At 67.1% G+C, this 13,893-nt stretch carries 11 protein-coding genes and 1 pseudogene; 10 read left to right on the top strand and 2 right to left on the bottom strand.

Annotation, left to right across the window (positions count from 1 at the left end; all coding sequences use genetic code 11):
* Positions 1–5: 5 nt before the first annotated feature.
* The 4 genes from recA to SHTP_RS16545 all read left to right on the top strand — a co-directional run bounded on the left by recA (position 6) and on the right by SHTP_RS16545 (position 3,814).
* Positions 6–1,046, top strand: a complete 1,041-nt coding sequence (gene recA, locus SHTP_RS16560; RefSeq protein ID WP_012393764.1) for a recombinase RecA — start codon at positions 6–8, stop codon at positions 1,044–1,046.
* Positions 1,012–1,533 (top strand): recombination regulator RecX, encoded by a 522-nt coding sequence (gene recX / locus SHTP_RS16555; RefSeq protein ID WP_011741165.1) that lies wholly within the window; start codon positions 1,012–1,014, stop codon positions 1,531–1,533. Before recA ends, recX begins: the two co-directional genes overlap by 35 nt.
* A gap of 134 nt (positions 1,534–1,667) precedes the next feature.
* Positions 1,668–3,206, top strand: coding sequence for a tRNA (N6-isopentenyl adenosine(37)-C2)-methylthiotransferase MiaB (gene miaB / locus SHTP_RS16550; RefSeq protein ID WP_231991620.1), 1,539 nt, complete (start codon positions 1,668–1,670; stop codon positions 3,204–3,206).
* On the top strand, positions 3,203–3,814 hold the full coding sequence (locus SHTP_RS16545; protein ID WP_096371175.1) for an Rv2732c family membrane protein: 612 nt from the start codon (positions 3,203–3,205) through the stop codon (positions 3,812–3,814). Before miaB ends, SHTP_RS16545 begins: the two co-directional genes overlap by 4 nt.
* Here SHTP_RS16545 and SHTP_RS16540 read toward each other — a convergent pair.
* Together SHTP_RS16540 and SHTP_RS16535 are read right to left on the bottom strand one after the other, a co-directional pair.
* Complete coding sequence (locus tag SHTP_RS16540; RefSeq protein ID WP_096371174.1) at positions 3,811–5,163, bottom strand: DUF349 domain-containing protein; 1,353 nt, start codon at positions 5,161–5,163, stop codon at positions 3,811–3,813. The genes SHTP_RS16545 and SHTP_RS16540 overlap by 4 nt on opposite strands.
* A 237-nt stretch (positions 5,164–5,400) precedes the next feature.
* A complete protein-coding gene (locus SHTP_RS16535; RefSeq protein ID WP_096371173.1) occupies positions 5,401–7,206 on the bottom strand; it encodes a serine/threonine-protein kinase in 1,806 nt (601 codons plus the stop codon).
* A gap of 462 nt (positions 7,207–7,668) precedes the next feature.
* Between SHTP_RS16535 and SHTP_RS16525 the strand changes: the two are divergent.
* From SHTP_RS16525 to hflX, 6 genes and pseudogenes are all read left to right on the top strand, one after another.
* Positions 7,669–8,569: pseudogene (locus SHTP_RS16525) on the top strand (DMT family transporter).
* Positions 8,570–8,788: 219 nt separating this feature from the next.
* Positions 8,789–9,766, top strand: a complete 978-nt coding sequence (locus SHTP_RS16520) for a DMT family transporter (protein ID WP_011741160.1) — start codon at positions 8,789–8,791, stop codon at positions 9,764–9,766.
* 46 nt (positions 9,767–9,812) lie between these two features.
* Positions 9,813–10,508, top strand: a complete 696-nt coding sequence (locus tag SHTP_RS16515; RefSeq protein WP_012393770.1) for a class III extradiol ring-cleavage dioxygenase family protein — start codon at positions 9,813–9,815, stop codon at positions 10,506–10,508.
* Positions 10,505–11,449 carry a tRNA (adenosine(37)-N6)-dimethylallyltransferase MiaA gene (miaA, locus tag SHTP_RS16510; protein ID WP_096371172.1) on the top strand — a complete coding sequence of 315 codons (945 nt, stop codon included), beginning with the start codon at positions 10,505–10,507 and terminating at the stop codon, positions 11,447–11,449. Before SHTP_RS16515 ends, miaA begins: the two co-directional genes overlap by 4 nt.
* Positions 11,450–11,453: 4 nt before the next feature.
* Positions 11,454–12,326: a diaminopimelate epimerase gene (dapF, locus tag SHTP_RS16505; protein WP_096371171.1), complete on the top strand. Its 873-nt coding sequence runs from the start codon at positions 11,454–11,456 to the stop codon at positions 12,324–12,326.
* Positions 12,327–12,372: 46 nt separating this feature from the next.
* The gene (gene hflX, locus SHTP_RS16500) at positions 12,373–13,887 is read left to right on the top strand and encodes a GTPase HflX (protein WP_096371170.1); all 1,515 of its coding nucleotides are present in this window, start codon (positions 12,373–12,375) and stop codon (positions 13,885–13,887) included.
* Positions 13,888–13,893 lie beyond the last annotated feature (6 nt).

Raw genomic sequence — 13,893 nt, 5'->3', positions numbered from 1 at the left:
GCACGATGGCGCAAGCTCCCGACCGCGAAAAGGCACTCGAACTGGCGATGGCCCAGATCGAGAAGAGTTATGGCAAAGGTTCGGTGATGCGCCTTGGCGACGAGGTACGGCAACCGATTTCGATCATCCCGACCGGATCCATCGCACTCGATGTTGCCCTGGGCATCGGCGGTCTGCCACGTGGCCGGGTGATCGAGATCTACGGCCCGGAATCCTCGGGTAAGACCACCGTGGCATTGCACGCGGTGGCCAACGCCCAGGCCGCCGGCGGCGTCGCGGCATTCATCGATGCCGAGCATGCGCTGGATCCCGAGTACGCCAAAAAGCTTGGTGTCGATACCGATTCCCTGCTGGTCAGCCAGCCGGACACCGGTGAACAGGCGCTCGAGATCGCTGACATGCTGATCCGTTCGGGGGCGCTCGACATCGTGGTGATCGACTCGGTGGCCGCACTGGTGCCACGCGCGGAGCTCGAAGGCGAAATGGGGGATAGCCATGTCGGCCTGCAGGCCCGGCTGATGAGCCAGGCGCTGCGGAAGATGACTGGCGCATTGAACAATTCGGGAACCACGGCGATCTTCATCAACCAGCTCCGCGACAAGATCGGGGTGATGTTCGGTTCACCCGAGACGACGACGGGTGGAAAGGCGCTGAAGTTCTACGCGTCGGTGCGCATGGATGTGCGTCGGATCGAAACGCTCAAGGACGGCACCAATGCGGTCGGTAACCGCACCCGGGTCAAGATCGTCAAGAACAAGGTCTCGCCACCGTTCAAACAGGCCGAGTTCGACATCCTCTACGGCAGGGGTATCAGCAGGGAAGGCTCGCTGATCGATATGGGTGTGGATCAGGGCTTCATCCGGAAATCCGGTGCGTGGTTCACCTACGAGGGCGAACAGCTCGGGCAGGGCAAGGAGAATGCCCGCAACTTCCTGCTGGAGAACGGCGAAGTGGCCAACGAGATCGAGAAGAAGATCAAAGAAAAGCTCGGTATCGGTGCAGTGGTGACTGATGACGGTGTCCTTCCCGCCCCCGTCGACTTCTGAGCCATCTCGCGAAGAGCAGGCGCGGGCGTTATGTCTGCGCCTGCTCACCGCGCGATCCCGGACTCGGGCAGAGTTGGCCGGTCAGCTGGCGAAACGTGGCTACCCCGAGGACGTCGGCGATCGCGTGCTGGATCGGCTTACCGCGGTAGGTCTGGTCGACGACGCCGACTTTGCCGCGGACTGGGTGCAATCCCGTCGGGCCAATGCGGGAAAGAGCAGGCGCGCACTGGCCGCTGAGCTGCAGGCCAAAGGGGTCGACCAGGATGTGATCGGCACCGCGCTGGCAGGACTCGACGCGGGTGCCGAGCGAGGCAGGGCCGAGCAACTCGTCAGGACCAAGCTCAGGCGCGAAAAGCTGACCGAGGATGACGCCCGGGTGACCCGCAGATTGGTGGCGATGCTGGCGCGTCGTGGCTACAGCCAGACTGTGGCGTGCGAGGTGGTCATCGCAGAACTGGCCGCCGAACGAGATCGCCGGCGGGTCTAGCCCGACTCTGTCCGGGAGGGGCTCGGCCACCGGCCGACACGCTGTCGGCCAGCCGGCCGCCGTACCATGGCCCCGTGACTTCGACGGTGGCGCACGGCGCCGGGTCTGCCGGCCCGGCCGATGATGCTGAGCCCATGTCGGCGCGCACGTATCAGGTTCGCACCTACGGCTGCCAGATGAATGTCCACGACTCCGAACGAATGGCGGGCCTGCTCGAAGCCGCCGGCTACCGTCGTGCGGCCGAGGGCACCGATGCCGATGTAGTGGTCTTCAACACCTGCGCGGTACGGGAAAACGCCGACAACAAGCTCTACGGCAACCTCAGCCACCTGGCCCCGCGCAAGCGCACCAGTCCGGACATGCAAATCGCCGTCGGTGGTTGCTTGGCCCAGAAAGACCGCGACGCGCTGCTGCGCAAAGCGCCCTGGGTTGACGTGGTTTTCGGTACCCATAACATCGGGTCGTTGCCCGCGCTGCTCGACCGCGCCCGGCACAACCGGGTGGCTCAGGTGGAGATCGCCGAGGCGCTGCAGCAGTTCCCGTCGTCGCTGCCGAGCGCCCGTGAGTCTGCGTACGCCGCTTGGGTATCGATCTCGGTCGGCTGCAACAACACCTGCACCTTCTGCATCGTGCCGTCGCTGCGCGGCAAAGAGATCGATCGCAGCCCGGCAGACATCCTGGCCGAGGTCCAGTCGCTGGTGGATACCGGTGTAATCGAGATCACCCTGCTGGGGCAGAACGTCAACGCCTACGGCGTCTCCTTCGCTGACCCCGCACTGCCGCGCAACCGGGGCGCTTTCGCCGAGTTGCTGCGGGCTTGCGGAGACATCGACGGGCTGGAGCGGGTCCGGTTTACCTCGCCGCACCCGGCCGAGTTCACCGATGACGTCATCGAGGCCATGGCACAAACACCCAACGTGTGCCCCGCCCTGCACATGCCCCTGCAGTCCGGATCGGATCGGGTGCTGCGCGCGATGCGGCGCTCCTACCGTGCCGAACGCTATCTGGGCATCATCGAGCGGGTTCGGGCCGCCATGCCGCACGCGGCCATCACCACGGATCTGATCGTGGGATTCCCGGGTGAGACCGAACAGGACTTTGCCGCCACCCTTGATGTGGTGCGGCAGGCCCGGTTCTCGGCCGCGTTCACCTTCCAGTACTCCAAGCGCCCCGGGACCCCGGCGGCCGAACTCGACGGGCAGTTGCCCAAAGCTGTTGTGCAGGAACGGTATGAGCGGCTCGTCGAGTTGCAGGAGCAGATCTCGCTGGAGGGCAACCGGGCCATCGTCGGACAGCGCGTCGAGCTGCTGGTGGCCACCGGAGAAGGACGCAAGGACACCCTGACGGCGCGCATGAGCGGCCGGGCGCGCGATGGGCGCCTGGTTCACTTCCGCGCCGGTGACGGGCCGGTTCGCCCCGGCGACATCGTCACCGTGGAGGTCACCGATGCCGCTCCGCACCACCTGATTGCCGACGGGGGCATTCTGGCCCACCGCCGTACCCGTGCCGGTGACGCGCACGCCGACGGACAGACCGTTCGGGGCATCGGCCTGGGCATGCCCGGCATCGGGCGGCTCGTGGTTCCCGTTGCGGCCGAAGCCGCCTCATGCGGATCGGCGGGCGGATGCGGATCGGCGGACGGGGCTGGATCTAGCGCGGGTGACCCGCAATGAACGGAGAGGTTGACGTGGCGGATTTCGACGCCTACCGGTCTGAAATCGAGGCGGCAGAACGCCGGGTGGCGCGTGAGATCGACCCCGGCGCCAGAGCTTTGGCCGTCGCGATTCTCGTGTTCGTGCTGCTGGGGTCGTTCATCCTGCCGCACACCGGAAACGTGCGCGGATGGGATGTGCTGTTGAGCACCAATGGGGCCACCGACGCCGCGGTGACGCTGCCGTCGCAGGTGTTCGCCTGGTTGACACTGGTATTCGGCGTGGGCTTCTCGATGCTGGCGTTGATGACACGACGCTGGACGCTGGCGTGGGTGGCCCTGGCGGGTTCGGCGTTGGCCAGTGGCACCGGGCTGTTGGCGGTGTGGTCGCGCCAGACCGTGGCCGCGGGTCAACCGGGTCCGGGCGTCGGGCTCATCGTGTCTTGGATCGCGGTGATCCTGTTGACGTTTCACTGGGCACGGGTGGTGTGGCAGCGCACGATAGTGCAGCTTGCTGCGGAAGAGCAGCGTCGTCGCGTGGTCGCCGAACAACAGTCGCAGACCTTGTTGGACAGCTTCAACACACCCGATGAGTCCGACGGGACCGCGGCCGAAAAAGACCAGGACTAGGTTTTGCGGGTCAGCGCGTCGGCCGCGGCTGCCGCCCACTGCCGCCACTGTTCGGCGTTGGCCTTTGCCTGTTCGGCTTCCTTGGTCTTACCCGCCGCGGCTGCCTTGGCGGCTTGCTGTTCGAACTGCTCGACTCGGGCCTGGAACTTCTCGGCGCGCGCCTGAGCCTGTGGATCCGACCAATTGGATTCGCCGGCTTCGCGCACCTTTTTCTCGACCGCGCGCAACCGACGCTCCAATTCGGCGGTGCGCTCGCGGGGCACGCGGCCGATCGCGTCCCACTTGTCGGTGATGGTGCGAAGCGCTGCTCGCGCGGCGTCGCGGTTGGTGGTGTCGAGCTTCTCCGCCTCGACGAGCAGGGCCTCCTTGGCGGTGGCATTGGCGCGGAACTCGGCGTCTCGCTCCGCGGTCGCGGCGTTGCGCGCGGTGAAAAAGGCATCCTGGGCGGCTTTGAAACGACGCCATAACGCGTCGTCGTCGTCCTTGCTGGCGCGTCCCGCCGCTTTCCATTCGGCGAGTAGTTTGCGGAATTCAGCGCTGGTGGGGGCCCAGTCCGTGGAATCGGACAACTCCTCCGCGCGCTCGCAGAGGCGCTCTTTGCTTTGCTTGACCCCAGATCGCTCACGGTCGAGTTCGGCGAAATGGGAGCCCCGTCGACGGTTGAAGGTGTCACGGGCCGCCGAGTAGCGCTTCCACAACGCGTCATCGACCTTGCGGTCCAGGCCGCTGATCGTCTTCCATTCGTCGAGGATCGCGCGCAGCCGGTCGCCGGCGGCCTTCCATTGGGTCGAGTTGGCGGCCAGTTCCTCAGCCTCGGCGGCCAGCGCCTCTTTGCGCGAGGTCTGGGCGGCCCGATGTTCGTCTCGCTTGGTGCGGTCGGCGACGGCCATGCTGTCGGCCTGTTCGCACAGGCTGGCCAGCCTGGTGGCCAGCGCATCGAGGTCCCCGAGCACCGACGCGATCGGCAGTGTCTCGGCCAGCGCTGCGGCGTTGGCGCGGATCTTGCGGGCGTCTCCGGTGCCGGCGGCCAGCCGCTCCTCCATCAGCGTGATCTCGGTGTTCAAGTCGTCGAAACGCCTGCCGAAATGCGCAAATGCGGCCTCGGCGTCCCCGGCCTGCCAGGACCCGACGATGCGCTCGCCGGCGGTGGTGATCAGCCAGACCGTGCCGTCGTCGTCGACACGACCGAACCGGTGGGGATCGCTGGGCGCGGATACCACCACCGGATGGGCAACGGGTCGGGGCGACGGCCTGGGGCCGGGCCTGGGTCCCGGCCGCGGTCCCGGCCGTGGGCCGGGGCCCGAAACCGTCGGGTGCAAATCGTTGCCGCGGGGTTCGTCAGCCGTCATGCGCTCGTCACCTACCCTTTGCACCCTCTGCGCGGTCCGTATCCCGCGCACCTGCCGCGCGAAGCGGCACCCAATATCCGATCTGCAGCTCTGATGGGGCCGACGGCTTCACCAGAGGGCACAGACCGGTTCTAACAGTTCCAACAGTATTGAAACAGCTTGCCCCGCCATACACCGACACCTTGGTCGGTGTTGGTTAACTGCCCATCTGGACAGTTTCACAAACGAGGCCGGCTATCACGAGTGCTTTTTCCACCAGCTGTAGAGCTCTTCGAGGTTGGGGCCCCGCGGATCGCCCTGGACCACGCTGATCATCAACTGGGCTTCGTTTGTCCACACCACCGAGGGACTGCCCTCCTGGATTGCGCAGAAGATCATGCCGCCGACCTGTGGGCTATCGGGATGGTGCCAGGCGGTCGGTGACTTCTTCTCGCCTGGGCAGTCGACCATGATGTCGGTGCGCAGCAGGCCGTCGAAATACTGGCGCAGCGTCGCCGTTTCCCCGAACAGCGTGCACACGCCCCGGGACGGGCCCCCAGGGTCGACGTTCTTGTCGCAGGTGACCCTGGCCAGCGAGTCCTTGGCCGGCAGAAAGGCCCGGCAGGTGCCCGGTGCGTAACCCAGTGGAAGCGTGCTCAGTAGGCGGGCCAGCGCGTCCGCCGACGCCGGCGAGGGCGCGCTGGGCGAAGCCGTCGACGGGCTGGTGGAAGCGGACTCGGACTTCGGCCGGAAGCTGAGCCAGATGCCCTGGGCGGCGAAGACGATCAGGGCCACCAGGGCGGCGGCGCCGAGCAGCATCCACGGGTTGCGCAGGCGTGCGGCCAAGAAGTGTGGGCCCGGGCCCGACGGTGATGTGTCGCTCGTCTGCTTCGGCGGTTGCGGGGGCGTCGGGGGAACTGGGGGAGTCGGGGGTGTCAGGGGCGCCGGGGGTGCCTGTGGTGGTGGTGCGGCCGTCAGATCGCCCCAAGAACTCGTGCTCGCGTCGAATAACGGGACGTTGGCTTCCGATGTGGGGAATGACGGAATCGACAGGGGCCCGGAGATCCTCAGGTCGGGCTGCGAAGTCGATGCGACCGGGGTGGGCGCCGATGGTGACGCCGTCGACGGGCTCGCAAAGGTGATACCGGCCTCTGCCGCGGCGTCGGTGTGCAGGCCACCGGCCTCCTCACTACGTTTGAGGATGCGAAATTCTTGAGCCTGGTGCGGTGCGCTGAGCGCTTGGTGCGCCGCCGCAGCCAGTTCGCCCGCGCTTGCGAAGCGGTCCTCCGGGCGTTTGGCCATTCCGCGCGCGATCACCGCGTCGAACGTGGCGGGGATACCGGGCCGCAGCTGGCTGGGACGCGGGATGGGCGCCATCAGATGCGCGGTGATCAACATGCCGGCGCTGTCCGCCCGATATGGCGGGGTTCCGGTCAGGCACTCATGGAGCACGCAGGTCAGCGAATAGATGTCGGCACGCTGATTCACTTCGGCGTCGGAAAACCGCTCCGGGGCCATGTACCTCCAGGTCCCCACCGCGCTGCCGATCTGCGTCAGTTTCTCGTCGGTCGCCGCACTGGCGATCCCGAAGTCCACCAGGTAAACGAAGTCATCCTGGGTCACCAGGATGTTTTCCGGTTTCACATCCCGATGCATCACGCCGGCCGCGTGGGCGGCGTCCAATGCGGAGGCGACCTGATGCACCAGCGCCACCGCCCACGGGGGTGTCACCGGACCGAACCGTTCCAGCAGCAGCGCCAGGTGGGTGCCCTCGATGAGGCGCATGTCCAGGTAGAGCTGCCCGTCGATTTCACCGTAATCGTGAATGGGCACCACGTGCGGCTCTTGCAGCCTGCCCGCGTTGCGGGCCTCACGCTGCATCCGCATGCGAAACACGGGATCGTGGCTGAGCGACTCCGACATCAACTTCAGTGCCACCACGCGCTGTCTCACGGTGTCCACGGCCTCGTAGACCTCGCCCATGCCGCCGGTGCCAAGCTGTCGCTTGAGGTAGTAGGGCCCGAAGCGGGTACCTACTCGCGAGCGTCGCGCGGAGGCGCTCATCGCCTACTCCTCAAACCAGCGGGTAATCGCACCGGCAAGCCACACTCACCGGCCGACCTGCCGACCGCATACCCCGGTCTAGCAACCATGACGGTAATTGCTCACCATTGTGGACGCACCAAAACTGCAGCATCCGTCCTATAGCTGCAACCGTTCCGTTAGTTGCGCTGTGTGCTCGCGCGGGAATTTGGGCAGGTCGGATCGGCATAGCCGGCGCCCCGATCGATTTTGTGAATTGCGGTGATCGGGTGTGCGCGCTGCTGGCGTGCGGACCGTCCAGCTGGTGTCGCGGCCGACCGGTCGGCTGCGAAATGCGCGGCCCGATGCCCGGGTGAGGCAACCATTTCTATGGGATCGCGCGATTGAGATGCTTAACCAGCGCACACGGGTCATTATTGAACAACTGCCTAACGGAAGGTTTACGCAGACAGCTTGCAGCTGAATGCGGTGGGAGGGCACCAAATGGCCATTGTCGAAGTCTCGGCGTCGCTCGCCCTGGGCGCGGCGCTGCTGGCCGGGGTCGGCTACGTGGTGCTGCAGCGGTCAGCGCAGCAGGTCACCGAGGACGAGGTTGGTCACTTCACGCTGCTGCACCTCTCGCTACGCCATGGTCAGTGGTGGCTGGGCAGCGCCGCGGCTCTGTCCAGCTTCACCCTGCAGGCCATCGCGTTGACCATGCGGTCTGTGGTGCTGGTGCAGTCGCTGCAGGCGACCGCGCTGCTTTTCGCCCTGCCGATCGATTCTTGGCTTACTCAGCATCGGATCACCGCTCGAGAGTGGATGTGGGCGATCTTGCTGGCCGGCGCGGTGGCGGTCATCGTGACGGCAGGGGATCCCACGGCTGGCCACGCGCGCGCCCCGCTGTCGACCTGGGCGGTGGTTGCCGCGGTGATGATTCCGGCCTTGGTGGTCTGCGTGGTAGCGGCGCGGGTCACCTCCGGTGCTCTGTCGGCGGTGCTACTGGCGGTCTCTTCGGCCAGCTGTGCTGGCCGTGTTCACGGTGTTTACCAAAGGCGTTGTCGCGCTCATCGGCACCGGCTTCGGGCCGCTAGTGCGCGCCCCCGAGTTCTACGCCTGGATGACGGTGCTGCCGATCGGTCTGATGCTTCAGCAATCATCGCTGCGGGCCGGCTCGTTGACCGCGTCATTGCCGACCATCACCGTGGCCAGGCCGGTGATTGCTTCGCTGTTGGGGGTCACGGTGCTCGACGAGGTGCTACAGACCGGCGACTTGGGCGTGTTTGTGTTGCTGGTTGCCGTTGCGGTGGTGATCGTGGCCACCGTGGCGCTGGCTCGCGACGAAGCTGCCATGATGGCGCCCGCCGACAATCTCAACGCGGCCGGCCAGCTTGCCATGCCGTAGCCGTGTGAACCGAAACACATCTGGCACACAGGTTCTGCATAGCTTCCTAAAGAGTTGCCGCTGTTAGGTGGGTGCACGGTGGGTATTTGGGGTCGGTTCGAATCCAGCTAGTTGCCAGCCCGGCGGGGTAAGCCTGGTTGAGAACACCACCAAAACGGGTAGTGGATACCGGATGTAAGAACGGTTTCCCGAGGGCGAGTTTTGGCGAGGAGGTTGGCCATGACGACGACGGAGATCGCGGCTGTTCTCGCGCTGGGTGCCGCGTTCGCATCCGCGCTGGGCAACGTGACGCGTCAGCGTTCCGCTCAGGAGATCACCGACGAACAGGTGGGCCACCTGGAGCTGTTCTGGCTGTCATTGCGCGACTCGCGCTGGTGGCTGGGAGCCCTCGGCGCGATCGCGAACTATCTGCTGCAGGCCGCCGCCCTGACGCTGGGATCGGTGGTGCTGGTGTCGGCGCTGCAGGTGACGGCGCTGTTGTTCGCGCTGCCGATATACGCCCGTGTTACTCGGCGCCGGGTGACACGCTGGGAGTGGACCTGGGCTGTGCTGTTGGCCGTTTCGCTGGCGGTGGTGGTCATCGTTGGCGACCCGGATGTCGGCGTGTCGCGTGGTTCACTGGCGACCTGGATGGTGGTGGCCTCGGTGCTGGGCCCGGTAATGGTGTTCTGTGTGCTTGGTGCACGGATCTGGTCAGGATCGGTGGCCGCGGTGCTGCTGGCGGTGGTCTCGGGGTGTTCGTTGGCGCTGTTCGCCGTGCTCACCAAGGCGGTCGTCGAAGTGGTCGGCGGGGGAGCCGGCGCACTGTTTCGCGCGCCGGAGTTCTATGTCTGGATCGCCGCCGCGCTGGGCGGAATGATCTTCCAGCAGTCCTCGTTTCGCGCGGGCACGTTGACCGCCTCGTTGCCGACGGTGGTGGTGGCCAAACCATTGATGGGCGCGGTGCTGGGCATGGTCGTCCTGGGCGAAACACTCGATACCACCGGCCCCGGGCTTGTCGTGGTGGCCTTTGGCGTGGTCCTGGTGCTCGTCGCGACGATAGCGCTGGCCCGCGGAGAGGCCGAGAAGGTGGCCGAAGAGGCGGTCGAGAGTGGCCATATTCCGGCAACGATGCCCCACCGGGCGGTCACCATGCACTTCGGGCCCGCCGACGACGACGTGCAGACCGACCGGTTGCGCAGGGCGCCGGCGGGTTAGCCCCAACCGGTCGAACCGGCGCGCGCCGAGACACTAGTTTGGTGACGTGCTGAGCGCCATCGCGATCATCCCGTCCGCGCCTGTGCTTGTCCCCGAACTGACCGGACTGGCCGGCGCCGAAGTGGCCGACCTGAGGTCGGCGGTGGTCGCAGCGGCGAGCTCGTTGCCGAACCACTGGGTTGGCATCGGGGTCGGCCCCGAAGATCAGGTAGCCGGCCCCGACGCGGTCGGGACTTTTGCGGGCTTCGGGGTAGACGTGCAGGTCCGCCTTGCCCCAGCGCTTGGCGAGCAACCGGGTCCGCCGTCCGACCTTCCGCTCTGCGCATTGCTGGCGGGTTGGGTTCGCGGTCAGGTACGGCCCGCCGCCACCGCGAAAATCCAGGTCTACGCCCACGGCCGGGAATCCGAAGACGCACTGGTGCAGGGCAAGCTACTGCGCGCCGAGATCGACCGGACGGCCGATCCGGTCGGTGTGCTCGTCGTTGCCGACGGCGTCAATACGTTGACCCCAAGCGCGCCGGGCGGCTATGACCCCACCGGCGCCCCGGCCCAACTGCTCCTTGACGACGCGCTGGCCGGCGGTGACGTCGCCGCCCTGGCGCGGTTGCCCGAACGAGTGCTCGGGCGCCCCGCGTTCCAGGTGCTGGCCGGCCTTTGCGGTGCCGGGCCCCGATCGGCCACGGAGCTCTATCGCGGGGCACCCTTCGGTGTGGGGTGCTTCGTCGGTGTCTGGCAGCCATGAGGCCACTGGCGATCATCGGCCCGACGGGCAGCGGAAAGTCGCAACTGGCGCTCGACGTGGCCGAGCGGCTGGCCGGCGAGGTACCCGCGGAGATCGTGAACGCCGACGCGATGCAGCTCTATCGCGGCATGGACATCGGCACCGCGAAGCTGTCGGTCGCAGCGCGCCGTGGCATCCCGCATCATCAACTCGACGTCCTCAACGTCGCCGAAACGGCGACCGTCGCCCGCTACCAGCAGGCGGCGGCGGCCGACATCGAGGCGATCATCGCTCGCGGGCATGCGCCGATCGTGGTGGGCGGTTCCATGCTCTACGTCCAGTCGCTGCTCGACAACTGGTCGTTTCCGGCAACCGATCCGGCGGTGCGGGCCAGATGGGAAGAATGTCTGGCCGAACTCGGGGTCGGCGAGCTGCACGCCGAACTGGCTCGGCGCGACCCGGCCGCCGCCGCCACGATCCTGCCCACCGACGGTCGCCGCATCGTGCGCGCGCTCGAGGTCATCGAGCTCACCGGGCAGCCGTTCGCCGCATCCGCGCCGCGCATCGGCGCCGCCCAATGGGGCACCGCGATTATCGGGTTGGATTGCGACACACCAATTCTGGATGATCGGCTGGCGGTGCGCACCGATTCGATGTTCGAGCGGGGCCTGGTCGAGGAAGTGCGCGTGTTGCTGCGCGCGGGTCTGCGCGACGGGGTGACCGCCGCGCGTGCGCTGGGTTATGCCCAGGTGCTCGCGGCTCTCGACGCCGGCGGCGGCGCGGAGCTACTCGACGACGCACGTGAGCAGACCTATTTCGGTACCCGCCGTTACGTCCGACGGCAGCGGTCGTGGTTTCGCCGGGACCACCGAGTGCACTGGTGCGACGCCGGCGCAACCGGTCCCTCCGATCGCGTCGCCATGGTCGATGAGGCGCTGCGGGTGTGGCGGCACGTAACCTGATCTGGTGATCTTCGCCAAGGGCCACGGCACCCAGAACGATTTTGTGCTGTTGCCTGACGTGGCGGCCCGGCTGTCGCTGACCGCCGCGCAGGTTGCGGCGCTCTGCGATCGCCGCCGGGGTTTGGGCGCTGACGGCATCCTGCGGGTCACCACCGCGGATGCGGCCGTGGCGGCCGGTGTTCTGCACCGTCTGCCCGACGGTGTCAGTCCGGGCGACTGGTACATGGACTACCGCAACGCCGACGGGTCGACCGCTCAGATGTGTGGCAACGGCGTGCGAGTGTTCGCCCATTACCTGCGAGCCAGCGGGTTGGAGACGCGCGATGAGTTCGTGGTCGGGTCACTGGCCGGCCCGCGGCCGGTTACCGTGCACCACGCCGATCAGACCCACGCCGACGTCACCGTCGACATGGGCAAGGCCAACAAGCTGGGGCCGGGGGAGGCCGTCGTTGGCGGCAGGCGGTTATCCGGCGTGGCCGTTGACGTCGGTAATCCGCACCTGGCATGCTTTGATCCGGGGCTGACACCGGAGCAGCTGGCAGCGTTGGATGTGGGGGCCCCGGTGAGCTTCGATCACGCGCAATTTCCCGAGGGCGTCAACGTCGAGGTTCTCACCGCGCCGGCCGCCGGCGTGGTGTGCATGCGTGTTCATGAACGCGGCGTTGGTGAAACCCGCTCCTGCGGCACCGGCACCGTCGCCGCCGCCGTCGCCGCGCTGGCGAGCGCAGGACAGGAGACCGGCACGCTGACCGTCCGCATTCCCGGCGGGGATGTCACGGTCAACATCACCGATGCGACCAGCCTGCTGCGCGGGCCGTCGGTGCTGGTGGCCAGCGGTGAGATCAGCGAGTTATGGTGGCGCGATCAACGGCGTTAATTCAGGTGCGCGACACCCATCCACCGTGCACTATTGCTAATTACCTATGACATATTCCGAATTTCCCGATTCCGTTCGGCGGGCTTCTCAGCCCGCCGCCGAGCCCAGCATCGGCGAGCTCGCCCTCGAAGACCGGTCCGCGCTGCGCCGCGTCGCCGGGCTGTCGACCGAGCTCGCCGACGTCTCCGAGGTCGAGTACCGACAGCTGCGACTGGAGCGTGTGGTGTTGGTCGGCGTGTGGACCGAAGGTACCGCGGCCGACAACCAGGCGAGCCTTGCGGAGCTGGCCGCACTGGCCGAAACCGCCGGTTCCCAGGTGCTCGAAGGGCTTATCCAACGTCGTGACCGGCCCGACCCGTCCACCTACATCGGCTCGGGCAAGGCCGCCGAACTACGCGAAGTGGTGGTGGCGACCGGGGCCGACACCGTCATCTGTGATGGCGAATTGTCACCGGCCCAGCTGACCGCTCTGGAGAAGGCGGCCAAGGTCAAAGTCATCGACCGCACCGCGCTGATTTTGGACATCTTTGCCCAGCACGCGACCAGCCGAGAGGGCAAAGCCCAGGTTGCGCTGGCTCAGATGGAGTACATGCTGCCGAGGCTGCGCGGCTGGGGTGAGTCGATGTCGCGGCAGGCCGGTGGCCGAGCCGGTGGCAGCGGCGGCGGGGTCGGCTTGCGCGGCCCGGGTGAGACCAAGATCGAGACCGACCGTCGTCGCATCCGGGAGCGGATGGCCAAGCTACGGCGCGAGATCAAGGCGATGAAGCAGGCCCGCGACACTCAGCGCAGCCGGCGGCTGCATAGCGACGTGCCCTCGATTGCGATCGTCGGCTACACCAACGCCGGCAAGTCCAGCCTGCTCAACGCGCTCACCGGCGCCGGGGTCCTGGTGCAGGACGCGTTGTTCGCGACACTGGATCCAACCACCCGGCGCGCGGAGTTCGACCCCGATTCCAATGGTGCGCGGCCCTTTCTGTTCACCGACACCGTCGGTTTCGTGCGCCATCTGCCCACCCAGCTGATCGAGGCGTTTCGGTCCACGCTGGAGGAGGTCATCGACGCGGATCTGCTGTTACACGTCGTCGACGGCTCCGACCCGAACCCGTTGGCCCAGATCAACGCGGTGCGCCAGGTGATCTCCGAGGTCATCGCCGACGAGGCCACAGGCGGCGGTGAGGCCAGTGATGGGAGGGCCGGCAGTGCCGGCGCCGAGGCGCCGCAGGAGCTGCTGGTCGTCAACAAGGTGGATGCCGCCGGTGACCTGGCATTGGCCGAGCTGCGTCACGCTCTGCCCGGCGCGCTATTCGTCTCCGCACACACCGGCGACGGTATCGATGTGCTCTGGCGCAAGCTGGCAGAGCTCGCCGCTCCCACCGATACCGCCGTGGATGTGGTGATCCCATATGACCGCGGTGACCTGGTGGCGCGCATGCACGCCGATGGGCGGGTGCAGCAGGCGGAGCATCAGCCGGAGGGCACCCGGATCAGGGCCCGGGTGCCTGGTGCACTGGCGGCCACTTTGCGGGAATTCGCTGCATCGCCTGCCGGGTCGGGGGAGTAGCGGCCG

Origin of the sequence: Mycobacterium ulcerans subsp. shinshuense (genome assembly GCF_002355775.1) — a bacterium.
In the GTDB taxonomy this organism is placed as follows: domain Bacteria; phylum Actinomycetota; class Actinomycetes; order Mycobacteriales; family Mycobacteriaceae; genus Mycobacterium; species Mycobacterium marinum.
The sequence above is the reverse complement of the archived record's forward strand: the minus strand, read 5'-3'. Positions and strand labels throughout refer to the sequence as shown.